The organism is Nitrosopumilus sp. S4 (assembly GCF_054515835.1).
The window spans coordinates 1459162-1485169 of sequence record NZ_CM137258.1; the positions used below are offsets into that span (position 1 = coordinate 1459162).

At 34.8% G+C, this 26008-nt stretch carries 37 protein-coding genes and 1 tRNA gene; 21 read left to right on the forward strand and 17 right to left on the reverse strand.

The features are described 5' to 3' along the window. Positions 1–4 precede the first annotated feature (4 nt). Positions 5–481: an acyltransferase gene (locus tag ACX119_RS08670; RefSeq protein ID WP_459350856.1), complete on the forward strand. Its 477-nt coding sequence runs from the start codon at positions 5–7 to the stop codon at positions 479–481. Here ACX119_RS08670 and ACX119_RS08675 read toward each other — a convergent pair. Genes ACX119_RS08675 through ACX119_RS08695 form a run of 5 tightly spaced genes read right to left on the reverse strand, consistent with a single transcriptional unit; the run spans position 478 to position 6418 of the window. Further along, positions 478–708, reverse strand: a complete 231-nt coding sequence (locus ACX119_RS08675) for a hypothetical protein (protein ID WP_459350857.1) — start codon at positions 706–708, stop codon at positions 478–480. The two genes, ACX119_RS08670 and ACX119_RS08675, sit on opposite strands and share 4 nt — an antisense overlap. Further along, positions 705–1697, reverse strand: coding sequence for an MraY family glycosyltransferase (locus ACX119_RS08680; protein ID WP_459350858.1), 993 nt, complete (start codon positions 1695–1697; stop codon positions 705–707). Before ACX119_RS08680 ends, ACX119_RS08675 begins: the two co-directional genes overlap by 4 nt. Beyond that, positions 1694–3823 (reverse strand): DEAD/DEAH box helicase, encoded by a 2130-nt coding sequence (locus tag ACX119_RS08685; protein WP_459350859.1) that lies wholly within the window; start codon positions 3821–3823, stop codon positions 1694–1696. Before ACX119_RS08685 ends, ACX119_RS08680 begins: the two co-directional genes overlap by 4 nt. Next, positions 3820–5907 (reverse strand): minichromosome maintenance protein MCM, encoded by a 2088-nt coding sequence (locus ACX119_RS08690; protein ID WP_459350860.1) that lies wholly within the window; start codon positions 5905–5907, stop codon positions 3820–3822. The genes ACX119_RS08685 and ACX119_RS08690 overlap by 4 nt, the downstream gene beginning before the upstream one ends. After that, positions 5900–6418: a hypothetical protein gene (locus tag ACX119_RS08695; RefSeq protein ID WP_459350861.1), complete on the reverse strand. Its 519-nt coding sequence runs from the start codon at positions 6416–6418 to the stop codon at positions 5900–5902. Before ACX119_RS08695 ends, ACX119_RS08690 begins: the two co-directional genes overlap by 8 nt. Positions 6419–6613: 195 nt before the next feature. Here ACX119_RS08695 and ACX119_RS08700 point away from each other — a divergent pair, with 195 nt between their 5' ends. After that, positions 6614–7564 (forward strand): replication factor C small subunit, encoded by a 951-nt coding sequence (locus ACX119_RS08700; protein ID WP_459350862.1) that lies wholly within the window; start codon positions 6614–6616, stop codon positions 7562–7564. A gap of 3 nt (positions 7565–7567) precedes the next feature. Here ACX119_RS08700 and ACX119_RS08705 read toward each other — a convergent pair. From ACX119_RS08705 to ACX119_RS08715, 3 genes are all read right to left on the reverse strand, one after another. Next, a tRNA-Ser gene (locus ACX119_RS08705) sits at positions 7568–7651 on the reverse strand. Between the two features lie 84 nt (positions 7652–7735). After that, positions 7736–8272, reverse strand: a complete 537-nt coding sequence (locus ACX119_RS08710) for a 4Fe-4S dicluster domain-containing protein (protein ID WP_459350863.1) — start codon at positions 8270–8272, stop codon at positions 7736–7738. Between the two features lie 119 nt (positions 8273–8391). Then, complete coding sequence (locus ACX119_RS08715; RefSeq protein WP_459350864.1) at positions 8392–8943, reverse strand: 4Fe-4S dicluster domain-containing protein; 552 nt, start codon at positions 8941–8943, stop codon at positions 8392–8394. A 128-nt stretch (positions 8944–9071) separates the two neighbouring features. Between ACX119_RS08715 and ACX119_RS08720 the strand changes: the two genes are divergently transcribed. Next, positions 9072–9737: a translation initiation factor IF-6 gene (locus ACX119_RS08720; protein WP_459350865.1), complete on the forward strand. Its 666-nt coding sequence runs from the start codon at positions 9072–9074 to the stop codon at positions 9735–9737. On the opposite strand, the gene hisS is transcribed toward ACX119_RS08720, so the two are convergent. After that, complete coding sequence (gene hisS, locus ACX119_RS08725; protein ID WP_459350866.1) at positions 9718–10998, reverse strand: histidine--tRNA ligase; 1281 nt, start codon at positions 10996–10998, stop codon at positions 9718–9720. The two genes, ACX119_RS08720 and hisS, sit on opposite strands and share 20 nt — an antisense overlap. A 217-nt stretch (positions 10999–11215) precedes the next feature. Here hisS and ACX119_RS08730 point away from each other — a divergent pair, with 217 nt between their 5' ends. Further along, a complete protein-coding gene (locus ACX119_RS08730; RefSeq protein WP_459350867.1) occupies positions 11216–11383 on the forward strand; it encodes a hypothetical protein in 168 nt (55 codons plus the stop codon). Positions 11384–11536: 153 nt separating this feature from the next. Beyond that, the gene (locus ACX119_RS08735; RefSeq protein WP_459350868.1) at positions 11537–11722 is read left to right on the forward strand and encodes a hypothetical protein; all 186 of its coding nucleotides are present in this window, start codon (positions 11537–11539) and stop codon (positions 11720–11722) included. A gap of 266 nt (positions 11723–11988) precedes the next feature. Here the strand turns inward: ACX119_RS08735 and ACX119_RS08740 are convergent, their stop codons facing one another. Together ACX119_RS08740 and ACX119_RS08745 are read right to left on the reverse strand one after the other, a co-directional pair. Further along, complete coding sequence (locus tag ACX119_RS08740) at positions 11989–12165, reverse strand: DUF1059 domain-containing protein (RefSeq protein ID WP_459350869.1); 177 nt, start codon at positions 12163–12165, stop codon at positions 11989–11991. Between the two features lie 196 nt (positions 12166–12361). After that, positions 12362–12487, reverse strand: coding sequence for a hypothetical protein (locus ACX119_RS08745; protein WP_459350870.1), 126 nt, complete (start codon positions 12485–12487; stop codon positions 12362–12364). A gap of 166 nt (positions 12488–12653) precedes the next feature. On the opposite strand from ACX119_RS08745, the gene ACX119_RS08750 reads away from it, so the two are divergent. Continuing rightward, positions 12654–12851, forward strand: a complete 198-nt coding sequence (locus ACX119_RS08750; RefSeq protein ID WP_459350871.1) for a hypothetical protein — start codon at positions 12654–12656, stop codon at positions 12849–12851. A 5-nt stretch (positions 12852–12856) separates the two neighbouring features. Here ACX119_RS08750 and ACX119_RS08755 read toward each other — a convergent pair whose 3' ends face one another. Further along, on the reverse strand, positions 12857–13048 hold the full coding sequence (locus tag ACX119_RS08755) for a hypothetical protein (protein WP_459350872.1): 192 nt from the start codon (positions 13046–13048) through the stop codon (positions 12857–12859). Between the two features lie 69 nt (positions 13049–13117). Here ACX119_RS08755 and ACX119_RS08760 point away from each other — a divergent pair, with 69 nt between their 5' ends. Further along, positions 13118–13369: a hypothetical protein gene (locus ACX119_RS08760; RefSeq protein ID WP_459350873.1), complete on the forward strand. Its 252-nt coding sequence runs from the start codon at positions 13118–13120 to the stop codon at positions 13367–13369. 4 nt (positions 13370–13373) lie between these two features. Here ACX119_RS08760 and ACX119_RS08765 read toward each other — a convergent pair whose 3' ends face one another. Next, the gene (locus ACX119_RS08765; RefSeq protein WP_459350874.1) at positions 13374–14039 is read right to left on the reverse strand and encodes a PD-(D/E)XK nuclease family protein; all 666 of its coding nucleotides are present in this window, start codon (positions 14037–14039) and stop codon (positions 13374–13376) included. Positions 14040–14163: 124 nt separating this feature from the next. Between ACX119_RS08765 and ACX119_RS08770 the strand changes: the two genes are divergently transcribed. The 8 genes from ACX119_RS08770 (at position 14164) to ACX119_RS08805 (ending at position 17562) form a co-directional block, all read left to right on the forward strand. Further along, complete coding sequence (locus tag ACX119_RS08770; RefSeq protein ID WP_459350875.1) at positions 14164–14457, forward strand: hypothetical protein; 294 nt, start codon at positions 14164–14166, stop codon at positions 14455–14457. Positions 14458–14701: 244 nt separating this feature from the next. Beyond that, complete coding sequence (locus ACX119_RS08775) at positions 14702–14947, forward strand: hypothetical protein (protein ID WP_459350876.1); 246 nt, start codon at positions 14702–14704, stop codon at positions 14945–14947. Positions 14948–15249: 302 nt separating this feature from the next. Beyond that, a complete protein-coding gene (locus tag ACX119_RS08780; protein ID WP_459350877.1) occupies positions 15250–15471 on the forward strand; it encodes a hypothetical protein in 222 nt (73 codons plus the stop codon). 56 nt (positions 15472–15527) lie between these two features. Continuing rightward, entirely contained in the window at positions 15528–15659 is a 132-nt protein-coding gene (locus tag ACX119_RS08785) for a hypothetical protein (RefSeq protein ID WP_459352040.1), read from the forward strand. Between the two features lie 43 nt (positions 15660–15702). Further along, entirely contained in the window at positions 15703–16254 is a 552-nt protein-coding gene (locus ACX119_RS08790; protein WP_459350878.1) for a YkgJ family cysteine cluster protein, read from the forward strand. A 59-nt stretch (positions 16255–16313) separates the two neighbouring features. Continuing rightward, complete coding sequence (locus tag ACX119_RS08795; protein ID WP_459350879.1) at positions 16314–17018, forward strand: thermonuclease family protein; 705 nt, start codon at positions 16314–16316, stop codon at positions 17016–17018. A 48-nt stretch (positions 17019–17066) separates the two neighbouring features. Further along, positions 17067–17285, forward strand: coding sequence for a hypothetical protein (locus ACX119_RS08800; RefSeq protein WP_459350880.1), 219 nt, complete (start codon positions 17067–17069; stop codon positions 17283–17285). 34 nt (positions 17286–17319) lie between these two features. Next, complete coding sequence (locus ACX119_RS08805) at positions 17320–17562, forward strand: C2H2-type zinc finger protein (protein WP_459350881.1); 243 nt, start codon at positions 17320–17322, stop codon at positions 17560–17562. Positions 17563–17686: 124 nt separating this feature from the next. Here the strand turns inward: ACX119_RS08805 and ACX119_RS08810 are convergent, their stop codons facing one another. Together ACX119_RS08810 and ACX119_RS08815 are read right to left on the reverse strand one after the other, a co-directional pair. Then, positions 17687–19222 (reverse strand): ABC transporter substrate-binding protein, encoded by a 1536-nt coding sequence (locus ACX119_RS08810; protein WP_459350882.1) that lies wholly within the window; start codon positions 19220–19222, stop codon positions 17687–17689. 106 nt (positions 19223–19328) lie between these two features. Further along, positions 19329–19688, reverse strand: coding sequence for a hypothetical protein (locus tag ACX119_RS08815; RefSeq protein ID WP_459350883.1), 360 nt, complete (start codon positions 19686–19688; stop codon positions 19329–19331). 237 nt (positions 19689–19925) lie between these two features. On the opposite strand from ACX119_RS08815, the gene ACX119_RS08820 reads away from it, so the two are divergent. From ACX119_RS08820 to ACX119_RS08830, 3 genes are all read left to right on the forward strand, one after another. Next, a complete protein-coding gene (locus ACX119_RS08820; RefSeq protein ID WP_459350884.1) occupies positions 19926–20063 on the forward strand; it encodes a hypothetical protein in 138 nt (45 codons plus the stop codon). Next, entirely contained in the window at positions 20060–20716 is a 657-nt protein-coding gene (locus tag ACX119_RS08825; protein ID WP_459350885.1) for a uracil-DNA glycosylase, read from the forward strand. Before ACX119_RS08820 ends, ACX119_RS08825 begins: the two co-directional genes overlap by 4 nt. Before the next feature lie 66 nt (positions 20717–20782). Continuing rightward, positions 20783–22246 (forward strand): ATP-binding protein, encoded by a 1464-nt coding sequence (locus tag ACX119_RS08830; protein ID WP_459350886.1) that lies wholly within the window; start codon positions 20783–20785, stop codon positions 22244–22246. Here ACX119_RS08830 and ACX119_RS08835 read toward each other — a convergent pair. Further along, positions 22236–22904: a hypothetical protein gene (locus tag ACX119_RS08835; protein ID WP_459350887.1), complete on the reverse strand. Its 669-nt coding sequence runs from the start codon at positions 22902–22904 to the stop codon at positions 22236–22238. The genes ACX119_RS08830 and ACX119_RS08835 overlap by 11 nt on opposite strands. A gap of 185 nt (positions 22905–23089) precedes the next feature. Here ACX119_RS08835 and ACX119_RS08840 point away from each other — a divergent pair, with 185 nt between their 5' ends. Next, a complete protein-coding gene (locus ACX119_RS08840; protein WP_459350888.1) occupies positions 23090–24550 on the forward strand; it encodes a PQQ-dependent sugar dehydrogenase in 1461 nt (486 codons plus the stop codon). On the opposite strand, the gene ACX119_RS08845 is transcribed toward ACX119_RS08840, so the two are convergent. Beyond that, entirely contained in the window at positions 24551–24700 is a 150-nt protein-coding gene (locus tag ACX119_RS08845) for a hypothetical protein (protein ID WP_459350889.1), read from the reverse strand. It lies immediately after the preceding gene. Positions 24701–24763: 63 nt separating this feature from the next. Here ACX119_RS08845 and ACX119_RS08850 point away from each other — a divergent pair, with 63 nt between their 5' ends. Both ACX119_RS08850 and ACX119_RS08855 read left to right on the forward strand, forming a co-directional pair. Next, on the forward strand, positions 24764–25606 hold the full coding sequence (locus ACX119_RS08850; RefSeq protein WP_459350890.1) for a hypothetical protein: 843 nt from the start codon (positions 24764–24766) through the stop codon (positions 25604–25606). 31 nt (positions 25607–25637) lie between these two features. Further along, a complete protein-coding gene (locus ACX119_RS08855) occupies positions 25638–26006 on the forward strand; it encodes a response regulator (RefSeq protein ID WP_459350891.1) in 369 nt (122 codons plus the stop codon). The last annotated feature ends 2 nt before the right edge of the window (positions 26007–26008 follow it).

The window sequence follows — 26008 nt, forward strand, 5'->3', positions numbered from 1 at the left end:
GATAATGGTTACTAACTATATTTCAGATAAAGCAAAAATTGGTGAAAACGTTCAGATCTGGCATTTTACATATGTTGGAGATGATGTAGAGATTGGCGATAATGTCAAGATAGGATCCCTTGCACATATTGATTATAATGTAAAGATTGGTGAGAACACAAAGATAGAAGGGCAAGCATACATTCCACCACTTTCTAGAATTGGAAAAAATGTTTTCATTGGACCAGCAGCTGCATTAACAAATGATCCTTATCCAATGTGTGATAAAATGATTGGAGTAACAATTGAAGATAATGCAATAATTGGTGCACGTGCAGTAATTAAGGCAGGAGTCACGGTAGGTAAGAACAGTGTTGTTGCAATGGGTGCAGTAGTAACTAGAGATGTTCCTGAGAATACAGTAGTTATTGGATCACCTGCTACTATCAGATATACAAGAGAAGAGTACGACAAGAAACAACGAGAATGGAAAGAAAGTTAGGATCTAATTTCTTTTCTGAAAATCCAGTTCTTTACTTTTGATAAAATCAATATCCAAATAATAACTAGAATTATTGCGATTACTGCTTTAATTACTGATGAGATAAACCAATCAAGTTCTCCATAACCTGAAACAGAGATAGGCCCTAAAATAGTCACAACAATTGCACCGCCTGCAAGTATCAAAAGCCACATTGCAAATAAGAATATGAAAAGACCAGACTTCATATCTTTACTCCCATCATGAACGCAGTAATCACTGCCAAAACCCCTGAGAATAATGCTAACTTGAAGATTGCAAATGCAACTTGTTTTTCTGACATGGGTCCTCCTGCAAGAATTAATCTCACCAATGTTACAGGTGCAGTTTTATCAGTTGTAGCTTGTAATTTGAAATCCTCAGTATGGTCTACAGGCTTGCCTTTTACCTCTCTATGCTCAACAATTCTCTTGACACTGGATAGGAACAAAAATGAATTGATAATTGCAGGCAATAATGCAACTGCTGCAATAATTTCTACTCCTCCAATAATTGCAATACACCCATACATTGCACCAAGTGTTAATGCACCAGAGTCTCCAGGAAATATTTTACTTGGAATTTTATGGTATTTGTAAAATGCCAATGAAACAAACCCTAATGGTAAACTAACAATTGCAATTTCATAATTTTGTATAATGAATAAACAAATTGATAGTGAAAAGCTTGCAATTACCATGAATCCGCTTGCAACACCATTTAGAACATCAATTGAGTTTATTGTATTGCCGGTAATTGGAATCATAAAAATTATCAAAGCAAGATATAATGCTGGAATTTGAACAGTTCCAAATAACGGAAATGCCAAATCTGAATCATATGCACCAAGTGCAATAATTGGAATTGCTGCAACTGCTAGTGCAACTGGTTTAAACCATCCTCCCATTACTTTTCTATCATCTACATATCCAATTACAAATGCTGCAGTAGTTGTAATGACTAGTGCAAGTATTTCATTTAGTTGTAAAAATGCATAAAGAACTAACTCAGATGCAATGATTCCAATAATTATTGATGGTCCACCAGGTCGAACTACCATAACATCTTCTTTTTTGTTCATATCTTTGACTGCAAGATTTCTTTTTTCTAGATATTTTATCAAAGGGGGGGTTAATGCAAAAACAATAACAAATGCAATAATGCATGATGCAACTGCTGGAATTATTAATTCAATCAATATCTTACCTTTCGTAATTCAGACTTTATGTTATCTGCAAGGGTTGAACCAATTTTATCTATTTCTGCTAATTTATTCACTGGAATCTTTGCCAAATCATCTAAATTCTTAATGTTGTGTTTGTAGAGAGCTCTTGCCCTGACACGACCAATTCCCTTGACTTTAACAAGTTCAAGTAATTCTTCTCTAATTCCATAAACAATTCTTCTTGCCAAATTATCCAGTTCTTCTAGTAAATCTGCCCTTTCCACATGCTTCGAGATCTCCCTGAGGCAGTAGCACAACCAGTTTCCATTCTCTACCATCCTATGCATGTCACCAGACTCTATTCCGAGGCTATCAGATAGGCTCAACTCTGAGGATTCAGTAATCCAGGCCTGAAGTGCCAAAAGGCTTCTAGAGCAATCATACTCTGAAATCGGCTCTAGTAGTTCAGATTTATGATTTTCAATCTCCAAGCTTGCAGTTTCGTAATCCTTATTTCGCATTCCAAACTTTGGAAAAAATTCTTCGCAGTTTGTGATTAGATGTAAAAACCCAAATGTGTGAATTCTGTCTTGAGAAACATTTTCAATTGCATCTCGAAAATAAGTTGCAGTTAGTGGATCAATGTAAAGCATTGATGTCTTTTTACCAAATTCTGTTGCAGCGTATCTCTCACCTTTCTTTACAATCAAAAATTCACTTGATAAAAATCTCAGAGAGATATCTAAGGCAAACTTTACTGTTAGTTTTCGTGATTGTAAACCACCAAGTGTCTGCATAAAAAATTCAAGTATCTCTTCTCTTTTAATTCCTGGATGCGTTACAATTACAGATAGTATATGAGTTCTCAGTGATTTGTCTTCAGTAATTTTTGATATGATTGGTTCTGGTTCTCCGTTAATGTAGTAATCAGTTAGTTCTTCGGTGTTACCATTACCAACAATTATTGATTCACCAAAATCATCATATTGAGGTCTTCCTGCTCTACCGCATAGTTGCTTGTATTCTAGAATACTGATTGGCCGGTTTGCACCAACTTTGGCATTATACCTGTTGATGTTAGATATGACTACTCGTCTTGCTGGAAGATTAACTCCTGCAGCTAATGTTGGGGTAGATGACAATAGTTTGATCGTTCCCTTTCGAAATTCTGTCTCAACTGCTTCTCGACAGTTTTGATTAAGTCCCGCATGATGAAATGCAACTCCTTTTTTTACTAAAAATGCTAATGTCTTGACTAGTTCTGTATGTTCATTCTCTGATAAAATTTTTTTTGATGTTTTTTCTAGCTCTGTTATCTCTTTTTTTTGAAGCATTTGAGAGATAACATCTGCAGCCTTTGTTGCAAGAGATTTTGAGCGAGTTCTAGTTTCTGCAAACACTAGAGATTGTCCTCCTTGTTTTACGGATTGCACGCCTAAATCAATGGGCGTTCCACACAAACTACGCTCAACTTCAAAGGATTTTCCATTATTCATTGTAACCTCTCCGCCATCACATACTCCTTCAGTAAGTGGAACAGGTCGCCAGTCATTTTTGACTAGTTTGCATCCAAGCCAATCTGCAATCTCATCAGAATTTGTAATGGTTGCAGAAAGTCCAACGATTTGTGGTTTTGATTCTAATAGTTTTAGCTGTGTTAGTATCATCTCTAGTGTTGGACCACGGCTTTCGTCTCCAATCAAATGAACTTCATCGGCAATCACAAGGCCAATCTCATCAACCCATTCAGATCCATGACGAATAATTGAATCCATTTTTTCATTTGTTAAAACTAGGACATCGCTTTTCTCTAGGTTCTTTTCAATGTTCTCAAAATCTCCTGTAGAGATACTAACTTTGATCTTTTTTCCTAGTGCAATCTTTTCTAATTTTTTAAATTCTGAAAACTTTTCAGCAGCTAATGCTCGAAGTGGGCTAAGATAGATTACTTTACCATCATTCTTTGATAAATAACTTAGAATCCCAATCATTGCAATGAGTGTCTTGCCACTTGCAGTAGGTGCAGAAACTAGAATGCTTTTTCCATCTAGTAATCCTGACTTTACACTATCTTCTTGTGGTGGATAAAGTTTTTCAAAACCCTGAGATTTTAAAAATTCAATTGCTGATTCAGGAAGTTTTAGTTTCTCTATCTTCATACTCGGTTATAGTGACCGGGTTTTGATTCATAAATAGATGCTTCTCTGAGCATTCTTCTGATGTAGTTTCTTGCCTCCTCTTCAGTGAATTTCTCAGTCTTTTCTAGTTCTTTGACAAATGCCTTCTCTTCTACAGGAACTTTGTTGTCACCTTCTAATCCTTTGAGTATATCCATGAAGAGTTGCATCTTAGATACCTCACTTCTTGGTCTTCCCTGAAGAACTCCAAGATCGACTTTACCAGTATTGACATCAACACCAGCATCTTGGAGCATACTCTCAATTAGGAAAATAGCACGATCTGCATCTTCTTCTTCGACCTTATCTTTCATGAGCAATCTTGCTCTGGCAGTGGATAATCTGATGATTCCCTCTAATTGCCTAGGCGTAACTGTAATCATTTCTTCAGATTCCACATTTCTCATCTGAAGATAATAAGCTAGAATTTTCTCTTCAGCTTCTTTTGTTAAATCCGGAGCTGAACGCTTTGCATATGCAAGATATTTTGTAAGCAAATCAACATCAATTACAGAACGCTTGTCGGTTCCTTGTGGTGTATGCAATTGAATGATGTGTCTTGCAATCTTTTCATCTTTTTCTTTAGTTGGAATATCTCTTACAACAAATATCAAGTCAAATCTTGTAAGCAATGGAATTGGCAAGTTAACATTTTCTGTAATGTTTTTGAATGGATCATATTTTCCATACATAGGGTTTGCAGCAGCCAAGATTGATGTTCTAGCGTTTAGTGTTGCAACAATACCACCTTTTGCAATACTTGCAGACTGTTGTTCCATGACTTCGTGTAATGCACTTCTATCTTCTGGTTTCATCTTATCAAATTCGTCAATACTGACCAATCCTTGATCACCTAAAACAACAGCACCTGCTTCGAGCATCATTATTCCTGTCTTGTCCCTAACTACAGCAGCAGTCAAACCTGCAGCAGTAGAACCTCTACCAGAAGTATACAAACCTCTTGGTGCAATTCTTGCACAGAACTTTAGCATTTCACTTTTTGCAGTACCAGGATCTCCAACTAGAAAGACGTTGATGTCTCCTCTAATCTTACTTCCATCACCAAGTAATCTTTGGTTTGAACCAACAATTAGTAACAAGATAGCCTCTTTGATTAATGACTGACCCTGAATATGTGGTGCAAATGAATCAATTAATCTCTGATAAACATCTGAAGTCTGAGCTAGTGCTTTGATCATCTTTTCTTCATCGGGGGAAATTTCTTCTCTCTCAATTTTTCTATCAGACTTGTTTCCACGTCCACCCAAAAATTCAATATTGTTGCCTTCAATTCTTAATCGGTATAATCCACTATGACCTCTCTGTATTCCTGCAACTGATTCTTGCTCAATTCTCACAATGCCAGTAAGGATAATTCTATCTCCTGGCCTTGCATTATCTACCAAATCCTGCCTAATTGTGACATCAATATAGTGTGGAAGCTGGCCAGGTGGCAAGTCCTCAGGTAATTCTTGTAATCTTAGAATTTGAAAATCAATAAACTTGCTAGCTTCAGGCTTTAACTCAAAGTCTCTGTGTTTACAATTTGGATTATCACATACAACTGGAATTTTCACATCCATTCCTTTTAGTTGAATTACTTTTGTTGGATGCTCATCAGGACAAACAAAGACAAGTTCTTTGGCAAGTGGCTTTACTTCTGAAGCTCTAACTACCATTCCTGAAACGCTTGTAAGATGTCCAATTGTTTCTGCGTTGATTTGTCTGAGACTTCGCTCTAAAGGAAAATTAACTAACCTGACTCTTACTTCGTCTTTGATTTTCTCTGCATAATCAGGGAATCTTGTTTGTAGTGCTTCTTTGATTGCTCTAGCAAATGCATCAAAGATTCTATCAGGATTCTCTGCAAATATTACTGTAATTTCTGGCTCTACTACCAAGTCATTGTAATCAACATTAATGAATTTTGCATTCTTTGGCATCATCTCATCGATTGCCTCTACATACTTGTAGACGCCTTCTTTGTCTTTGAATCTAGTAAGAAAATCCTTTACTCTATCAGATAATGCCGAGTCTGTAAAGGTACTTTTTTGTGCGCTACTCATTTAGATCTCCTCTAATTTGTTTTTCAAACTCTTCACTGTTTTCATAAATTGTTTTGTAGAAAATTACTTCTTCAACTGTTAGTTTGTTGTATAAATCTGAATTTAGTTTGATAGAGTCTGCAAGTTTTACTAGTTTTCCTCTTCTCATTCTAAATAATTCTAGCATCATGCTTTCTACTTTATCAAAATCATTTCCCTGTAATTCTCTTATTGACTCTTTTAGCTTGATGTAAAAGTGTGGATCAAGTGTTGAAATTTGATATTCTCCGACCATCTTCTCTTTTGATAATGCTTGCTTTAGTTCTGTAACCATATCAGGTGAATCTAAAATTCCCAAATCATTATCAGCTAAAATTTTTCCTACATACTGAGGCACATTATTTACCTCACCTTGGGTTCCTTCAGTCTTGACTCCTGCCACATTGAATTTGATATCTTGTTTTAAGGTGACTTTAGCATCCTTTAGACGGTATCCTATAGAGTGCACTTTTTCTACTTTTTCAATTTCCATTCGAGATCACTTTTTTTCCATTAGATCCACAAGTATCGGATCGATCAATTCTATTAACCATTTAGTGAGATCAATTGATCCTAATTAATTTCAGGCTGATCGCTGATAAGATTATGATAATTTCTGTTATGTACTACTAGGTATTGCACAATAACCAATTCGGATTTATTAATGGGGATTGAGCCTTAGGTACTCATGTCTACAACAGGTATGTGGGTAGAAAAGTATCGACCAACAAAACTTTCTGAGATCGTTAATCAAACAGAAATTATTGGAAGTTTAGAAGCTTTGATTAAAGATCCAACTGACATGCCACATCTAATGTTTTCAGGATCAGCAGGTGTTGGAAAGACAACTGCAGCGATTTGTATTTCAAGACAGATTCTTGGTGAGAATGCCAAGGACTACACACTTGAGCTAAACGCATCTGATGAGAGAGGAATAGGGATGGTCAGAGAAAAAGTAAAGAAATTTTCAAGATTTGCAGGAATGGGTGATGTTCCATTTAAGATCATTATTTTAGATGAAGCCGACGAGATGACTGCAGATGCTCAGACTGCGCTAAGAAGAATTATTGAAGACACTGCAAAGATTTGCAGGTTTATCCTAATAGCTAACAATATATCAAAAATCATCGATCCTATTCAGAGTAGATGTGCAACCTTCAAGTTTACATCAATTCCTCAAGAGGATGTTATTGCCAGACTAGAAGAGATTGCAAAAAAAGAGAAAGTAAAGTCAGACAAAAAAGGATTAAAGGCAATTTATGATTATTCAGAAGGGGATTTGAGACATGCCATTAACCTATTGCAAGCAACCGCAAGTCTTGGTGCAGTTACAGAAGAGCATGTCAAAGCATCAGCTGGTCTTACAAAAACTAGTGATGTTGATGAAGTCCTAAAGATTGCACTAGCTGGAAAAGTTCCAGAAGCTAGAGAGAAAATGATTGAGCTAATCAAAGTTTATGGAATGTCAGAATCTGATTTTCTCAAATACATCAATTCTGCTGTCTTCAAATCAAAGCATGAAAAACTAGCAGATATTCTAGAAGTAATTGCAAAGTATGATTATAGAATTTTAGTTGGAGCGAATTCAGAGATTCAACTATCTGCAATGTTAGCAGAATTAGCTAAAATAGAAAAGTGAAAGCGCAGAGAGAGGGATTTGAACCCCCGTATGCTTGCGCACACAGGCTCTCAAGGCCCGCGCCCTACCGAGCTAGGCGACCTCTGCGAAAATTGTTGAAGATAACTGATTAAAATTTGTTGAGGATTCCATAAATTAAAAATTAAAAAGAAGAAAAAAGAAAAAATTTCTTTAATCGTGTGCGTGTGGATTAGCAGAACCAGATTCCATTTTTACATAGCTACCGTCTGCTTTTTCGTGGTACTCTAAGTAAGATGGTTCAATCAAGATTGCCTTTTCAGGACATGCCTCTTGGCAAGCCATACATTGTGTACAATCGTGTTCTCTAATTGGTTGTGACTTATCTGTATAATCTAGTCGTTCGTCTTGTTCAGTTAAACCAGTTCCATCAAAAGTTGCATTCAAGCAGTCTGCAGCTGGAATGTCTTTTTCTGTTCTATACCACTGGAAAGTCTGTACTGGACAAACACTCATGCAAGAACCTTGTGCGGTACAATCATCCCAGTCAACTGCGACAGTTGTTCCGTGAATTCCAAGTGGAACTTGTTCTTCACCGCGTGCCTCATATGCTGCTTTTACTTCAGCATTTGAAAATGCATTGCCATCGGTTCTGCCTTTACCCCAGATAAAGTGTTTATTTTCACCGTCACTGTGGCTTGTTTTTCCAACAACTTCTAGATTTTCAACAAATTTCTCATCTATTGGCATGATGAAACTAGTTTCAAATAATATTTAAAGCTAAACAAAATTAGTCGCGACTAAACAAAATCAGATCGTGGGTTTGGGAACAAAAAATTTGTAATAAATAAAGAAAAGAAAATAATTTTCTAATCGTGTGCGTGAGGATTCTCAGAACCAGCTTCCATCTTAACGTAAGTTCCAGCTGCTTTTTCATGAGCTTCCAAGTTTGACTGATCAACCTTGATTGCTTGAGGAGGACAAACAGAAACACATGCCATACACCAGATACAATCATGTTCTCTGATTGGATCTGCTTTGTCTGTAAGATCTTTTCGTTCGTCTTTTACTGAGCTTCCTGTACCTTCAAAAGTTTGACCAACAACATCTTTTGCTGGAATGTCTTTTTCGGTTCTATACCATTGGAAAACTTGTACAGGACAAGCCTCAATGCATGCACCATCTGCAACACAAGAATCCCAGTCAACTGCAACCATTGTACCACTTACACCAAGAGGAACTTGTTCTTCGCCTCTTGCAGCATATGCAGCTACAACATCAGCATCTGCAAACACTTCGGCTTGTGAGCCGTCTGTGTTTGTTTTTTTGCCTGGACCCCACATGAAATGGAACTGTCCATCGGCATTCATAATCTTCCCAATTGGTTTTAGGCCTTCTGGGAAATTTTCTGCTATTGGCATGGTGACACTTTCTCTCAGACTTTATTTAAAGATAGATAGAATAATTTATGAATAAAGTAGTTTTTTGGATCAAATAGGAACAAGAAATTTCCTTACGTTCATAACGATCAAGGATCAATTTGGTGGATATGGATATTTTCAAGTATGACGTGTATAGGGGACCTAACCTTGGAGTTTATCTTAGTGTAAACGATAGTGTAGTTTTACTTCCAATGGGTTTTGCAAAAACCAAAGCTGAAAAACTTTCAAAATATCTTGAAGTGGATTATCTTTACACATCAATGGCAAACACTAGATTGATTGGTGCATTATCTGTAATGAACAACAAAGGAATCTTACTTCCAAAGACAGCATATGAAAATGAGTATGAAATTCTAAAACAAGAAACTGATTTGGAGGTTGGAGTTTTAGATTCTAAACTATCTGCACTTGGAAATATTATTTGTGCAAATGACAAAGGAGCAGTAGTATCACCTTGGTTATCACCACAGGACTGTCAAACAGTTAAAGATATTTTAGGAGTAGAAGTAATTCAAAAAAAAATTGCAGGATATAATCAGACAGGAGTGGTAATGGTTGCAAATAACTCCGGTGCTGCAATTCATCCTGAAGCTGATGAGGAAGATATGAAGACATTTGCCAATCTTTTAGGCGTAAAAATAGAACAGTGTTCAATTAATAATGGAATTCCATATGTTACATCAGGAATTTTGGTAAATAATCACAGCGTAGTAGTGGGATCATTGACTACTGGTCCTGAGATTATGATGTTAACTAGAGCTTTTCTAAATTAAGAACAGAATTTGGATCTTCAGTTAGTTTTTCTAATGATATAGTTCCTTCAGTTCCATTTTGCATATCTCGCATCACAACATTTCCTTCTTCGAGCTCTTGTGGTCCAACTATGATAGATATTCTTGCATTATTTGCAATCTCCATTTGCTTTTTTAGGTTACGTCCTACCAAATCAATATCAGTTGGAATGTTGTTTAGTCTTAATAGCGATGCTATAGACATTGCAACTTTTTGCATTTCATCATTTATGTAAAGAACTGCAACTCTGTTTGGTTTTGATTCTGCAAGAATTTTTTGCTCTTGCATTGTAAGAATTATTCTTTCAACTCCACCTGCAACACCAGTAGCACCCAAGTCTTCTCTACCAAATGCTTTGGTTAGCGAATCATAACGACCGCCCCCTGCAAGTGCACCAAGTGTTGAGTTTTTATCAAATACTTCAAAGACCATTCCAGAATAATAATCAAGTCCCCTTACAATTCCAAAGTTTATTCTAACATTTGATACTCCTCTATTCTCAAGTGATTCAAATAATTTCTTTAGCTCATCCCAAGATGCAAGTATTGATGTATCAAATTGTTTTTCAACTTCTGCAATTGGTCCCTTAATTTGTGAGAACTCTAGAATCTTTTCTAGCTTTTCAGTATCGTATCTGTCTTTGAATTCATCAATAATTTCTTGTTTTGATTTTTTTGCAATCTTGTCTACTGCCCTTAGAATATCCCCTACTAGTTGTGAATCATTTGAATCAAATAGTTGATTGATGTAAGACTCTACAAGATTTCTGTGATTGATATCAATTGTAATATCTTTGAGCAATAGTGAATCAAACAGCCTAGATGTCAATTCAATAATTTCAGCCTCTGATTCTAGATTTGCCTTGCCATAAACTTCGACATCCCATTGGTGAAAGTATCGGTATCGACCCTTTTGTGGCTCATCATATCGAAATACACCTCCAAAACTAGAAATCTTTGCAGGAAGTTTCATTGATTTTTGCGACGAGATATATCTTGTTAATCCAACTGTAAAATCAAATCGAAGTGCAACTTCTCTGTCTCCTTTGTCTTTGAAATAATAAATCTCATCTTTGATTGCAGGGCCAGACTTTGTCTCCAGGACTGATAGTAATTCAATTGGTGATGGATCCATAAATGAAAAGCCATACAAATTTGATAGTTTCTTGAAATGATACCTAATATGCTCAATGTTTGCATTCTCTTGCTCTTCAAAGTCCTTCATTCCTCTAGGTAATTCCAAGTCAATTACTTGAAGAATAGTTGTGATTTAGATATTTCTGTGAGAAATCAATATGAACATACATTAGTGGATTCAAAGGATTTTTGATTATGATTTCTTTTGAGCATGAGTCCTAAGTGAATTCAGACTAAAAGTTGCTAAAGTTGATACTCTGGCAAATTCAATTATCAGACACAGAGATCCAAAGAGCCAAGAGGCAAAAGATGCTTCAGAATTTTTGGATGTTCTAGTAAATGAGATTGATAGATTCTATGAGGATAACAGTGACGTTCTATCAAGAAATGGAAAAAGACCACATGCTCGCTCTAGACTTTCCGAATCAAAACAATGGATTGAAAATATAGAAAAATTCTATGAAAATAACCCTAGAAGACGTAGAAAATAAAAAAGAAAATTTGGATTGTTGTAATTATCCTAAAAGAGATGTAATAAAGTCAAGGAATTTGTCGATGAAATTTCCCATGAGCCATATTGCAAAAATTGTATTTAAGCCCAGATCATTGAGAGTCTATATACAATGGAGTGTTAGTTAGTCTACATGGTATTATTATGGGTTGGAATAGTAGTAGGAATACTAATTGTTGCCATCTTAGTTGTAAAGGCAAAAAAGACGGGTGCCAGAGAAGTTGTAGGCATTGATTCGTTTTGCAAAAGATGCGGTACTGAGACTCGAGGGCTTAGATGTCCTAAATGTGAAAAAAAATCCCAATCCTTTGGTGTGTAAACGAATTAGGAGACGAGGTATTATGGAAAACGATGAAACGAATCGTTAGATGTATGACATCTCTTTTCGTGTTTTCCTAACTATCTGTCAACTTCCTCAAAGCATTCTTTGATTCAGCAGATATGATAGTGCCTCGCCATGTATAGTATGTCAAAATGAAATTTAAGTCGATAGGGTAGAATTCTAAAAATTCATTTAAAAAAACATCATTAATGTGACAAATGTAAAATCAAATGAATTAGTTTTATAAGCAATAAAAAAAGAAATTAAATTTCTTTTATCAGGGATTTGATGTTTGAGGTATTCTCCTCATTAAGCTCAATCTCTTTATGATCTGCCTTGACATGCTCTGCAACTTTTGAGAGTAATTCATCTTCTGTGTTTGCAGTAGCAGACCAACCGCAGTCCTTGCCTGCATCTGCGCAGCTGATACTTTTAGTCATGGCAATGATTAGTAATGATAGTATTTTATTTTTTACAACGAGACACATGGAAAACACGTGGATTCTAGGACGTTTTCTCTAACATGAGGTGTTTTCCATACCATCATTTTACGACGCAAAACAACGGCTTTCTCGTTATATCTAATACGTCAAAATGATATTTAACAATGATCTTAGATTCCCACTAGTGGTAAAGTTAGTCATCAAAGCAATCAAGATCTGCACAATCAGCACACAATCTCATTGTAATGTTTTTGAATTGTTTTGATTGTTTTTGCAAAACAATTGGTTTGTGTCCACAGAAATAGACTTGGTTCTCCAATGGTTCCCTAATATACAAGGTTCAATTTTAAGAGATATGAAATACTGCCATGATTGTCTTACTCCAATTAATAGAAACTCAAAAGAAGAGTATTGCAGTTTTTGTAAACGAGACAGGGCAGCTACAACGGTAAACGCTTAAGTTTAAAAATTATTTTAGAAAATTCATGGAAGGCGCTGACATTGCAAAAAGGGATCACCAGAAAAACAAATCAGAGATTGTAAATCTGGTCAAGGAGATGTTCAGACTTGAAAAGTGGGGCGATGAGGAATACAAGCAAAAACTCCAAGAACTAGTAGTAAAAGACGAGCAACTAGTACAGGACGTTATCAGAAAGATAAAGCTCGAAAAAGGATTAGAGTAACCTCATTATCCAGAATTTATGAATACTTTAGAGTTGGATATTGTTATCATCTCTACTGCGCTTATTGGCATGTTCTCTTTTATTGAAATCTCTAGCATCTCTTCATAATGATTCTCTTTGAGATGCTTTAGGAACTGCTCTTCATTGATATCATTTTCTTTGAATTCACAAGTGGTAAATACACAGTTGAAGTTCAACGGTATGATTTGAAAAAGGAGGTAAAAAAATCAATATGCTTAAGTTTAGAATTGGATTAAATTTGTAAAATGGCCGATGAGTTAGATGCAGTTATCAAGCAACTTGCCAAAACAGATGAGAAGATAAATGAAGTCTCACAAAAATTAGTTATACTCAAGCATGAATACCGAAGAATATTAGATAAAAAAGAAAAGCAAAATATAAAGAAAAAGTGGGATGCCACTCAAAAAAAGATGGATGCACTAGAGAAAAAACGCAGAGTGATAGTTGAAAAGAAAAATGAAATTGAGTTTAAGAGAAAGTGGAAAGGTTGGAAGTAAAGCACTATGGCAGTGTATCGTAGAATTTTGTTAGTCGCTCAACTAGTGGATCAATGTAATCATCAGTATTTTTGACAAACTCCATTCTAGTATTTTTCTCACTACTAACTAAAATTACAACTTGTTTAATCTCTATTCCAGTCATCTCTTTGAACATCTGAGCATATGCAGTTCCCTGAATAAAGTGATCAGTCATCCATTCTTCTTGCTGATTGCTTCTCTTTGTTTTGTAGTCAATAATGGAGAGTTCTCCATCATACTTGGCAATGCAATCAGATGTTCCTGCTAGCTTCATTGCCTCACTATACAATCGAAGCTCAGTTCCATGAATGTCATTTATTTTTTGAATAAATGGTAAAAGGTTGTTAAAGTGCGCAACTGATAGTAATCGATATTGCTCTGTAAATGGAACTCCATTAAGATAGTTCTCGATCATCTCATGAGTTTGAGTTCCTATCATTGCTGATTCTTGAGTAATGTAATCAGCGGCTACTTCTTGGGCCTTCCAGTTCTCAAGGCTTTGAAGCTTTTCAGATGACATTGTTTTGTGAAGCATTGTTGTAATTGATGGATAGATGTTACCCTTTGGTGTCTGGTAGTAATGCCCATCTTCTCTTTCAATCAGCTGGGCTGGCTCAAATGGAATTGGGATGTGATTGAACTGAGACATTCCTAAATTTTCTGCATACATGGAATTTTTAACTGCATTGCTAGCCTTGAATTTTGAGCTATGTTATAGTAAACTATTGATTCCAAATTCAAACCCTTAAGTTAACTATAGGTAAATTCAGATTATGAAAAAGTCTCTAGGCGAATATAATATTGAGCAGTCATCAACTGCCGATATTAAGAACATTAGATGGACAAAAAAGAGACAAAACATTACTCCAAAACCCAAAAAGACAAAAAAGACTCCACCGCCAACTCTGGTTCCTAAGAAATTCAAAGCAAAGAAACCGGTCAAAACATTTTTCAAAGTAAAAGAGAGTGATTCAGTAAAATCTAAAGAAGAGACAGGAAAGCAATTTCAAAATGCATCAAAGAAAAAAGGTTTGATAAAACCAGGATTCAAGCGTCCAGGCAGATAGAAAATAAAAAGATCTACAAAATAGGTTTAGTCATTGCAACTGCAGTATTTTAAGGAGCAAAAGGTGGTCCTGACAATTATGAATGATTAAATAGATTAGATATCAAATGGTAATATGGCAAAATGCGCTTATTGTGGTTCAGAATTCAAAGACAATGCAGAGTTATCAAAACATATTGATAAAATTCACAACAATGAAGATGCCATTGGCACTCAAGGACTATAAACTAATTCAATTTGCATAAATGAATAACCTCATTATTGTTTCAGTAGTGATCACAGTAGCTATCATTATTGGCATAATAGGAAGCTCAAACTATGATGAGGTCTCAAAAGCTCGCGATCATAGGAATCTGCAACTAACCATTGAGGATTGTAAACGACTATTTTCTGAAGGTGCTGAACGTGAGGACTGTATTGGCAAATCAATTAACGCGTTTGGTACTGACGAGCAAAAGATACAATGGGAGATGGGATACTCTAATCCATAATCTAAAAATGCTAAAATCAATACTGATCAGAGTAATTGGTATCTCATTGCTTGTAGGCTTTTTGATTTTAATGGGTACGTATTTTCGCTAGATTCTAAATTATTTTCAAATGAATCTATGAAAGTTTCTTGATAAAATGTGTGCATTTCTGAACACACTTTATTCTATATAATCAAAACTTCTGAAAATACGTATTGGATGATGAAGAATCAGAAAGAGCCGAATGGGATTGGCTAAAGAAAAAATAGCTTCCAAATGCTTAAGTTCAATATTCTAATTTAAAGAATAATAGTTGAATATCTATGAATTTTATCACAAAAAAAGTCTTGGAATTTCAATACAAGAAATTAGATGATTCTAAGAAGAGATTGAATCAGCATATAGAGAAAAGAGATTCTCTGATTAATTCAAATTCAGATTCCAAACAAGAGATTGAAAAACTAGAAAAATACATACGGATTTGGAATAATAATATTCAAAAAATTGAAAAAGAGATTAAAAAAATTGAAGACAAGGAATTCTAGATTCAAAATTACAAAACTCTTAAGTTTAAAATGCTCATAGAAAGTTTATGGTTTGCTTGAGGTGTGATGGAAAAGGCAAATACAAGAATCAGTTTGGAATAATGGAGAAATGCCAATCTTGTCAAAAATCAGATATGTTCTTTGGGAAAGTAAATGCTGAACCTGATCTTAATGAAGAAGGGTTGTAAAAATTCTAGAGACTACTTATAGCTAAAACCCAATTAATGATTAATGACACAAAAGATAATTCAAGAGAGCACAAAGTCCAGAGAATTTCCATGTGACTCTTGTCATACAAACTGCTGCAAAGAGTATGTGATATTTCTAAATGCTCATGATATTTATCGACTCTCAGTTGGACTGAATTTACCTCCCAAAAAATTTCTTCAGATTATTGGTGCAAAGGATTATGATCTTGGAATAAAGGTAAAAGAGGGTTTAGTAGATCTTGCCTTAAAACAAAATGATGGGGCATGTATATTTCTTGAAGAATCAAAGGATGTGTTTAGATGTACAGTAAATGATTTCAAGCCAAGCGTGTGTAAAGCATATCCATTTCAAATGAGTAATGGGAGACTAGTCCAAATGGATAGCAAGATGTGTCCTGTAGAGTGGGATACTAGGGGATTTGAGGCCATGATGAGCAAACACCTCAAAAAAGATGAACAGGAATGGAAATTTTATGATAAATTGGTATCGAAATGGAATGAAAATTTAAAAGACAAACCATTGTCATCATTTTTGAAATTTATGTTAGATAAAGTGGTTTTAGAATTTGAGTAAAGTAAAAGAATAATTCCTAACTCAAAACTCTTAAGTCAATAATTATTTTAGAAAAATCATTGAAATCCATAATCATTCTAGTAATCATCGTTGTATTTTCGATTGGATTAGTTTTTTCATTTTCATTAACAGTTGAAGATAATGTAAAGATAACACAAGAGGCAAAGAATTGTTTGGGAGATGCCGGATGTTTTAGTGGAATAGTAACTGAGGTAATCGATGGAGATACTATCAAAGTGGACGGTCAGTCCATAAGATTTGCATTAGTTGATGCACCTAAAATAAAATACGATGGCGGGAAAGCTAGGAGCTTTATCCAAGAGGTTTGTCCAGTGGGATCTGCAGTAGTAGTTGATCAGGACGATAGTCAGCCTGAAGACAAATACGGTAGAATTTTAGGAGTGATTCATTGTAATGATTTGAATCTAAACAAAGAGTTACTTGATTCGGGTCTAGGAGATCTTTACTCTGCATTTTGTGATCAAAGTGAATTTTCTACTCAATCATGGGCCAAAAAACATGGCTGTGAAACGGATGCAACAATACCAGTTGAGAATCAAATAAACCAGCCAAAAGAAAGTCAGACATATACTCAGCCACAAGAAAAACCAAGGACGAACTGTGATCCATCTTATCCTAGTGTTTGTATTCCAATGTATCCTCCAGATTTAGACTGTGATGATATTCCTGTGAGTAATTTCAAAGTAAGTGGTGATGATCCACACAGATTTGATGGTGATGGTGATGGAATTGGTTGCGAATAATAAATTTAGAAAATTCTTAAGTTCATTATTCTACAAATAATTTGAAACTTGGAATTTAAAAAAGACATTCAGGCACTAAAACAGGCATTGAAGGATACAGAGTACAGAATAAAAAAACTGCAGGATCATAAAGATTCGGTTACAAAAGAACTAAGAGACAGTAAATCAGATGAGGATGCTACTAATGAAACTCTAAGAAGATTAGAAAAGAATTTGGAGAATTTGAACAAAAAACGTGAATCAATAATTAAGGAATTAGAAGATTAAATTCTAGAAGAACCTGCTCTTTTAGGCTTTTGCCTTGCTTCAAAGAAAATGGGTTTTAGTACTAGAGGATACTAAACTAATTATGGTATTTGATGAGAGTGTAAGGAAGTTAAAATGTGACAAATGTGGAACACGGTTCAAGTATCCGGCAAGACTAGAAAAACATAAAGAAATTGCACATAATAAGAAAAAGGAAAAATGCAGAGCGTGTGGTAAAGAATTTCACTCTGAAGAAAATCTAAGAAAACACAAGAAAATTTGCAAAGGAAAAGTCTGATCTAAATTCTAAGAAAATCATATACAAAAAGCAAAGGCATAATGATAATTGATCCTTCATTTTGTCATCTTATCTCTACTGTTTTGTTGTACACAAAGTTTTTTAAAAAAAAGAAAAAAAGATGTCAGTTTGCAGGAACTGCAATACCTCTATCAATCATCTTAAGTGCTGTATCTGCTTTAAGACAGATTGCAACTCCGTTTGATGTTTTCATTACAAGGCTATATCCTTCACGACATTCAATTTCACTAATGTCAACACCTGCATTCATCTGAGCACGTGGAGAAATCCATGCAAGCTGCATGTCTTTTGCCTTTTCAATGAAATCTGCTCTAAGTAGTTGCTTTTCCTCAACACTCAAGTCTGCTGCACTAGAACGAAGCTCTGCCTTGAAGGCCTTCATCTCAGCTAGTCTGTCATGAATGGCAGACTTTCGCTCATCAGAAATTTTAGATTTTACTTTATCAACATGGTTCTTGTACTTCATTTTAAGCTCAGATTTTAGCTTGTCAGCTTTGTCTCCAAACTTTTCCATGAATTTTGCTTTAATCTGCATCTTCTTCTCATCGCTGACAGAATCTGCCATAATCATTGCTTTGAGACGTGGAGCAGCATCACTTACTTTATCATGAACCATATCTTTCATGTGCTTCATCATGCTTGCCTTTCTCTCTTCAGGTGTCATATCACACCACAAAGATGCCTTTGCTACAAATTCTGCATCAAAGGTAGATGCGGCCAATTCTGCATCAGTTAGAGCACAGTATCTATCATAATCCATATGAGATAATCTATCCTTCATGTGATCCTTGACTTTGTCAGTTACAATATTTTTCATGTGTTCTTTGATGTAGGATTTTCTCTCATCAGGTGTCATATCACACCATTTAGAGGCTCGCTCTACAAACTCCATTTCAAATGTTGCAACAGATAATTCAGCATCAGTCATTGCACAAAATCTATCAAACTCCATTGTGGAGAATCTATCAATCATATGGTCTCTGACTTTGTCTTTCATGTGATCTTTTACATCACCCATATGGTCTTTTACTTTGTCTTTCATGTGTGCAATGTATTCGTCTCTGTGCTCTATGATAAAGTCACGTCTTTGATCTTCATCTAGTGTACAGTAACGATTTATTTTCTCAACTTTGTCTGCTGGCTTATCATGTTTTGCTACATAGATTCTCTTGTCCTCATCAGACATTGCACAGTATCTATCTAGCATCTTACGATGATCTCCGTCATATTCTATTTCAGGAAAATTTCTCTCGACAAATTCATCGATAGCATTTTCTCTTTCATCATAATCTAACTCACAGAATTTCATTAGTCTATCTTTTAATTGAGTTAGTCTTGGATGATCTGCATATAGTTGACGTTTCTCTACATCTGTCATGTCACAGAAAAATTCTAGTCTATCATCAAGATCGTATGGTTTACCATCCCAAATATCGTCATCTTCTCCTGTGTCATCATCGTAATCGTCAAAATCATCATATTCTTCTTCTTTTGCTTCAGTGTTTTGAGCATCTACACTTTCGTCTTCCATTGACGTATCATCAATGTCATCATCTGTTTGGGCAAATGCAGAACCTGCAGATAGGCCCATTACCAGAATCAGCGAAAATACAACGCTTAGAAGTTGTTTGCTTTTCATTGCAAACATTTTTGAAATTTGAATATAAAGAATATCGGTTAAGATCATCGTAAGTATTATAACAAATGAGACAATTTTTGGTAGATTTGACACCTGGCAGGCACGATTATGTCTGAAAGTTTGAATTCCAAGATTTAGACCAGCGTCTAATGACATATACCTTGGTGCCATAGATTGCCCCATCCATTACAATTATGGAAATTATAGATAACAAGGGATTCTCACCTAAAATTGCATATTCCCAGTTTATCTCCATCTTTGGAGTAAGCAGTTTTTTTGCATACTCTTCATCATCTTCTATCGGATTAAGATTTCCAAAGATTGTGCTTAGTGTCAGACCAAGTCCAAGAATTACAAGTAAAAACCAACGGAGTTTTTTGATTTTGTAAGCTGAGTACAAATCTAAAATTGGAATAAAGCAGTAGATTGTCTGTCTTGTCAAACTAACCTTTCCTGTTGCAGGCATATCGATTTTGTAATATGTTCTCTTATTAGACTTAGCTTATGGACAATAGATAAGTGATTAGTAATTGCTTTTATTTCAAATCAAATCATGGTATCATGTTTACACAAAAAGACAACCAGGTAATAGAAGAATTTGTCAGATGGGCTCAATCAATTGGAATTAACCTAGACAGGGATCCTGAACAGGTGTAGTTTTTGAACACACATTGGGTTAAATAAAAAATCAGAGAGATAAATCATGAAATACATAGGACAAACAAAACTACCACATGGAACAGTATTCCACTACATGAACAGTTCTGGAAACGTAGAGTCTAACTTTGTTGAAGAAGAAAAGAGTATTTTTATTGAGACAAAAAAGCAAAGTATCTGTTGAGCTCAATTGAATCTCTAAACAAAAAGATTGCAAGCTGCAAAAAATGTCCAAGACTTGCAGTGTACATCAGGGATGTTGCAAAAAATAAAGTCAGACGATTCAAAGATGAAAAATATTATGGAAAACCACTCCCAGGATTTGGGGATGTCAATGCAGAACTACTCATTGTCGGACTAGCACCAGCTGCTCATGGAGGAAACAGAACAGGAAGAATGTTTACGGGAGATTCGTCAGGTGACTGGGTTGCAAAAGTCATGCACAAACATGGCTATGCATCGATTCCAACAAGCCAAACAAAAGATGACGGACTGGTCTTGATTAATACCTACATTACTGCCGCAGTTAGATGTGCGCCACCTCAGAACAAACCGACAAAAGAGGAGATGCAGCAATGCTTTGGATTCCTAGAGCAAGAGAGAAAAATTCTAAAAAATGTCAAAATAGTACTCTGTCTAGGCAGGATTGCATATGATGCTGCCTGCAAATTATACGAAATCAAACCTGAAAAATTTGGACACAATAAGCTATTCAGATATGACAATATCACGATTCTCACATCGTATCACCCATCAAAGCAAAACACCCAGACAGGCAGGCTCACATGGGCTCAATGGTCAGCAGTATTTGCAAAGGCCAAAAAGATATCAAGTTAATTTTTGATTTTTGTCATATTGAACTCAAGACAAGTGCTTTAATTCAATTATCTCAAAAAAAATCAAATGAAGACCACGTCTGTAATGATAATTGGTTTTATCATAGTACTATCCATATTTGGAATCTCAAGCATTACACATTGGCAATTATTTCAAGACATTGAACATATTTCTCAATATCACAAAGACATGAGCATTCCTGCAATCACGTATCTCCAAGAAATCAAATCACATTATCAAAGGATGCATTTTACTGTAGTTCAGATTCTACAAAGTCAAACTGAAAATGAAGAGACACATGCAAAATATCAAAAGCAGTTAGAAAATCTAGACCTCTCCCTTCAAAAGTATGATTCTTTGGCATTTGTAAAAGATTCAGCAGGTGTTTATCTTGCACCATCATTGATGCGAGATCAGATGAAAAACTATGTTACACTATACAGAAATGCAATTGAGGAACACTGCAATATTTATCAACAATTTAAAAATGGAGAAATGTCAAAAAACGAGGCTTTTGAGAAACTAGAATTATTTGAAAAAGAGTTTCATCAAATTATAGAAGAAAATACAATGATGGAAATTAATGGAATAGATCAGATTCAAAATAATATCATAGACATTGAGCAAAGAATGGAAAGTATTTTCATCATTTCCACAATTACAGCAATTGTAGTTGCAACAATAGTAGTTATGCTAATCTCAAAATTTGTCTCAAACCCAATCAATCAACTAATAAATATGACAAAAAAAATTTCAGAAGGAAAGTTTGTAAAAATAGAGAAAAAATACAATAATTCTGATGTCAATGAAATTTTAAATTCATTAAATAAAATGTCTGAAGACTTGGAAAAATACAAATCAAAAATTCTCAAACAAGAAAAATTATCATCAATTGGAGAGTTATCATCAAGACTTGCACACGATATTAGAAATCCTCTAACTGTAATCAAAGGAACTCTGGATTTTATCAAGATGAAAAACCAGAATTTGACACCAGAGGATATTGACAGATTCGATAGGGTAGATATTGCAATTTACAGAATGACGCATCAAATTGACAATGTTTTAGACTTTATCAAGGGAAAGCCATTAAAATTATCAAGGCAACCATTGCAGGAAATTATTGATTCAGCATTGCTTGACATCACAAAGCCAGAAAACATCATCATTGAAACAAAGGATACAGATATTGAAATAGAGTGCGATGCAGAGGCCATGAAAATTGTTCTGATTAATTTAGTGGTAAATGCTATTCAGTCAATTGAAACAAATGGAGTAATCATCATTTCCTCGGAACTAAAAGATGACAAAGTGATAATCACAGTCCATGATAGCGGACCTGAAATTTCTGATACAGATTTGGAAAACATCTTTGAGCCATTATACACAACAAAACAAGAGGGAACGGGACTTGGACTTGCTAGTTGCAAATCACTAGTTGAGCAGCATCACGGAACGATATCAGCTTATAATAATCCAAAGAGATTTGAAATTGAGTTACCACAGATTTCAAAAAATTCTAAATATTAGAATAAACTGACTTGAACCCATCAAATAAAATATTCTTCATAGAGCTAAACAAATCAAGTATTACATTCATCTGCTCGCGAATAAGCAAGTCCTTGTTTTCAAGTTCCTTTTCTAGCTGGGTAATCTTTTGCTCTAGTTTTTGAACTCGATCATAGTCAGCTTGTGCAACCTTAATGAACTCATCAACGCTTTTTGCTTTAACTGGAATGGTTACTCTAATAGATTCAAGTTTATCAGATAGAATCTGCTCTCTGTCTTTACCATCATATTTCCAAAGAGAGTCATTATACAAAACAATACAGCTATCTGCTAGCTGTTCATTTTTTTGAATCTTGAATTTTGATTCATCCAAGTATTGGTATTGAGAATACCAGTCCTGACATTTTTGAAGATTTTGCAATTTTATCTTTATTTCATTTTGTACAGCATATGTAACAGGATTTTCTGCGTATTTGTTGCGAATATCAGTAGTACAGGCTCGCTTCTTTACGGTTTTGACAGCTTCAGTCATGGAATCATCTGATGTAATATTTTTCTCACATTCTAAAATTTCAGCCCGAATCTTTTCTTCAGTCTCATCGAAGTGAATATTTTGGCCATAGACTGGAGTAAGAGATACTACCAATAATACCATCAAAAGCGCCGAGACGTATCTCATTGTGTGGATCAGAAGATATTTTGCATATAACCAGCACGTAGAAATCATCAGTATGATCTAAATACTAAATTACAAAATCATATTCAATTGGAATTGTCACCAAATAACTAATCGTTGTTGGTCTTAAGTTCCAATACTAATTTTTATGGACAAGACTTAATTCTAAAATGTCAGCTTTGAATTTTATGAAAGAAGTAATTATTTGTATGATTTTTCTTGGGTTAATCCCAGCAGTTTCTGCGCAAGAATTCCCAGAGTATAATGTCAAAGTCGAAGTAATAGCTGATAATCTAGAAGTTCCATGGAGTATTGACTGGACTCCGGATGGAAAGATCTTTTTCACAGAAAGAACAGGTAATCTTCGATTAATCGAGAATGGGATATTACAAGAACCATTACTTTCAATTAGAGTTGGTGGTGTAGAGGGAGGGCTACTCGGTGTTGCAGTAGATCCTAATTATGAAGAAAACCATTACATCTATCTTTATTACACTTACAATGAATTTCTTACAACAACTAACAAGATAGTTCGTTATGTTGTAACTGATGACAAAGTTTCTGAAGACAAAGTGCTACTTGATGGAATCCCAGGAGGACCATTTCATGATGGTGGAAGAATAAAGTTTGGACCAGATGGAAAACTCTACATCACAACAGGAGAAGCTGGAAATCCACCGCTCTCACAAGATCTAAATTCACTTGGTGGAAAGATTCTCAGAATTAATTCAGATGGAACAATACCTGATGATAATCCATGGGCGGGTTCTGCAATTTACAGCATCGGTCATAGAAATCCACAAGGAATTGATTGGGATGATTTTGGAAATTTAGTAGCTACTGAGCATGGACCATCAGGATGGAGAGGAGTAGCACATGATGAGATCAATGTTATTTCTCCAGGCACAAATTATGGCTGGCCAGACATAATTGGTGATGAGACAATGCAGGGAATGCAAAATCCTATTCTGCATTCTGGCGATGATACATGGGCACCATCAGGTGCAGAATTTTACAAGGGAGGTAAAATTCCACAATGGAGTGGAAAATATTTTGTTGCAGCATTGAGAGGAGAGCATCTCCACATGATTGATTTTGATTTGAAACAAAACAAAGTAGTCTCACATAAGAAATTATTCCAAGATAGTTTTGGCAGATTACGAGATGTTGCAACTGGACCTGATGGATATCTATACATTCTAACTAGCAACCAAGACGGAAGAGGATCGCCCCAACCCAATGATGATAAAATACTTAGAATTGTTCCATTAGATAATATTAACAGTTTTGAGGATTGTCTTGCTGCGGGATTACCAATCATGGAATCCTATCCGAGACAGTGTAGAACAGAAGATGGTAAAAACTTTGTTGAGAAAATTGTAATAATTCCACAAGGGGTAAAAGATTCTGCAATACTATGGTCTAATAATATAATTGATGATGAGACGTTTGTTGAGGGATTAAATGAACTAGCTAATAATGGAATTTTGAATAATTCACAATCATATTCAGAAAACAAAATTCCCAGATGGTTTAAGAATCCTGTCAAATGGTGGACAACAGATCAAATTAACAATGTAACTTTTGTTCAAAACATTCAGTGGATGATAGATAAGGGATATTTGAAAATAGATAATTCCAGAAAATAATTATTTCATCTTCAAACAAATTCGAAGTGATTCATTTACAACACGTGAGAAACTCACATTAGATGAAGATTTTTGAATGATTTGAGATTGCTTTAATCTAAGTTTTTTTACCAGATCATCATCAAGCATAATTGTTATTCGTTCGGCCATTTCTTAACTACCTAACTTACTCAGATACGAATTTTTATATTAATGTAACATACCAGTTACGGTATGGTTATTATTGATGAGAAAAAAATTCCAGGATTGCTTTCATACAAGTATTACATTAGACCAATAGCTCATCAATTATACGGAAAATCAAGCCTAAAATCAAAGCATCAAGAAAATGTTCAGAAAATTCTCAAAATTCTTGCACTAAATGGACCAATGACTACATGGGAAATGGCAAAAATAAGATTTCCATCAGAAATCGATAAAATTCGCACAAAGGAAAAAGAATATCGCAGATTATTAGTAGGCAGAGTTGACAAGGGAAAACGCTCAGATGGAATTTTAGATCTACATCTTGTTGTAGTTGACAGCATATCCACAAAAAGAAATCCAGGTAACAAATATCGTTTGTCACTTTATGGCATTTTGTACTGTTTAGATGTAATGGATTTTACAGAGAGACAAATTGACACAATGGTAAGAAACCATGAAAATTTACTTCCTTTGGTTTTTGGAAACTGGGGAATATTAAAATCACAAATCAGAGATTCTGTTTACAATATTTCATTGTTAGGAAAAGGATTATTATTTGATAATTTGAACATATTAAAAATTGAAAACAGAGAGTTTTACGAGCTTATTTCTTTTTTTAATATCAAATCGAATACACTTTCACATTCATTTAATGAGGAAAAAATTGGAGAGTTGATTTCACTGTGGTTCTTTATCACATTACTATATTTTCCCATTCTGTTGAAAAAAACTAAAGTAAATCAAAATTATCTAAAAAAAGTACTAGACAATGATCCCAAACTTAAAAAATGGTTTTCAGATTTTATTACAGAAGCACAAAAATTCTACAAAGATCGTCTAATAGTAATTGAGAAGATGTCAATTCCTTAAAATTTAATGTGTGTTATTGAGATGATAATTAATGAATAAAAAAACAATTATGGTAGCAGATGATGACTCTGAAGTACTAGATACTGTAAGTACTTTGTTGGAATTGTTTGGATATGATGTGATTCAAGCAAAAGATGGACTGGATGCCATTGCAAAATATAAAGAATTCAAACCAGGGTTGATTTTCCTTGATATCAAAATGCCAAAACTTGATGGATATGAAACTTTTTTTGAGCTTGAAGAGAGATTTTCAATGTCAAAAATAATTTTTATGACAGCACATGCTGATTACACAAAATGGAAGGAAGTCAAGGCTAAAAAAGCCCTAGAATTAGTGGAAAAACCATTCTCAGCAGAAAAGTTAAGAGAGCTTGCAAAAAAATTCTATCCAAAAAAATAATC

Excerpts from the sequence above, each read along its gene's own strand:
- ACX119_RS08670 (WP_459350856.1), top strand. The coding sequence starts at position 5 with ATGGTTACTAACTATATTTCAGATAAAGCAAAAATTGGTGAAAACGTT.
- ACX119_RS08675 (WP_459350857.1), bottom strand. The coding sequence starts at position 708 with ATGAAGTCTGGTCTTTTCATATTCTTATTTGCAATGTGGCTTTTGATA.
- ACX119_RS08685 (WP_459350859.1), bottom strand. The coding sequence starts at position 3,823 with ATGAAGATAGAGAAACTAAAACTTCCTGAATCAGCAATTGAATTTTTA.
- ACX119_RS08690 (WP_459350860.1), bottom strand. The coding sequence starts at position 5,907 with ATGAGTAGCGCACAAAAAAGTACCTTTACAGACTCGGCATTATCTGAT.
- ACX119_RS08695 (WP_459350861.1), bottom strand. The coding sequence starts at position 6,418 with ATGGAAATTGAAAAAGTAGAAAAAGTGCACTCTATAGGATACCGTCTA.
- ACX119_RS08700 (WP_459350862.1), top strand. The coding sequence starts at position 6,614 with ATGTCTACAACAGGTATGTGGGTAGAAAAGTATCGACCAACAAAACTT.
- ACX119_RS08710 (WP_459350863.1), bottom strand. The coding sequence starts at position 8,272 with ATGCCAATAGATGAGAAATTTGTTGAAAATCTAGAAGTTGTTGGAAAA.
- ACX119_RS08715 (WP_459350864.1), bottom strand. The coding sequence starts at position 8,943 with ATGCCAATAGCAGAAAATTTCCCAGAAGGCCTAAAACCAATTGGGAAG.
- ACX119_RS08720 (WP_459350865.1), top strand. The coding sequence starts at position 9,072 with ATGGATATTTTCAAGTATGACGTGTATAGGGGACCTAACCTTGGAGTT.
- ACX119_RS08735 (WP_459350868.1), top strand. The coding sequence starts at position 11,537 with ATGGTATTATTATGGGTTGGAATAGTAGTAGGAATACTAATTGTTGCC.
- ACX119_RS08740 (WP_459350869.1), bottom strand. The coding sequence starts at position 12,165 with ATGACTAAAAGTATCAGCTGCGCAGATGCAGGCAAGGACTGCGGTTGG.
- ACX119_RS08750 (WP_459350871.1), top strand. The coding sequence starts at position 12,654 with ATGGAAGGCGCTGACATTGCAAAAAGGGATCACCAGAAAAACAAATCA.
- ACX119_RS08760 (WP_459350873.1), top strand. The coding sequence starts at position 13,118 with ATGGCCGATGAGTTAGATGCAGTTATCAAGCAACTTGCCAAAACAGAT.
- ACX119_RS08765 (WP_459350874.1), bottom strand. The coding sequence starts at position 14,039 with ATGTCTCAGTTCAATCACATCCCAATTCCATTTGAGCCAGCCCAGCTG.
- ACX119_RS08770 (WP_459350875.1), top strand. The coding sequence starts at position 14,164 with ATGAAAAAGTCTCTAGGCGAATATAATATTGAGCAGTCATCAACTGCC.
- ACX119_RS08775 (WP_459350876.1), top strand. The coding sequence starts at position 14,702 with ATGAATAACCTCATTATTGTTTCAGTAGTGATCACAGTAGCTATCATT.
- ACX119_RS08780 (WP_459350877.1), top strand. The coding sequence starts at position 15,250 with ATGAATTTTATCACAAAAAAAGTCTTGGAATTTCAATACAAGAAATTA.
- ACX119_RS08790 (WP_459350878.1), top strand. The coding sequence starts at position 15,703 with ATGACACAAAAGATAATTCAAGAGAGCACAAAGTCCAGAGAATTTCCA.
- ACX119_RS08810 (WP_459350882.1), bottom strand. The coding sequence starts at position 19,222 with ATGAAAAGCAAACAACTTCTAAGCGTTGTATTTTCGCTGATTCTGGTA.
- ACX119_RS08815 (WP_459350883.1), bottom strand. The coding sequence starts at position 19,688 with ATGCCTGCAACAGGAAAGGTTAGTTTGACAAGACAGACAATCTACTGC.
- ACX119_RS08820 (WP_459350884.1), top strand. The coding sequence starts at position 19,926 with ATGAAATACATAGGACAAACAAAACTACCACATGGAACAGTATTCCAC.
- ACX119_RS08830 (WP_459350886.1), top strand. The coding sequence starts at position 20,783 with ATGAAGACCACGTCTGTAATGATAATTGGTTTTATCATAGTACTATCC.
- ACX119_RS08835 (WP_459350887.1), bottom strand. The coding sequence starts at position 22,904 with ATGAGATACGTCTCGGCGCTTTTGATGGTATTATTGGTAGTATCTCTT.
- ACX119_RS08840 (WP_459350888.1), top strand. The coding sequence starts at position 23,090 with ATGAAAGAAGTAATTATTTGTATGATTTTTCTTGGGTTAATCCCAGCA.
- ACX119_RS08845 (WP_459350889.1), bottom strand. The coding sequence starts at position 24,700 with ATGGCCGAACGAATAACAATTATGCTTGATGATGATCTGGTAAAAAAA.
- ACX119_RS08850 (WP_459350890.1), top strand. The coding sequence starts at position 24,764 with ATGGTTATTATTGATGAGAAAAAAATTCCAGGATTGCTTTCATACAAG.
- ACX119_RS08855 (WP_459350891.1), top strand. The coding sequence starts at position 25,638 with ATGAATAAAAAAACAATTATGGTAGCAGATGATGACTCTGAAGTACTA.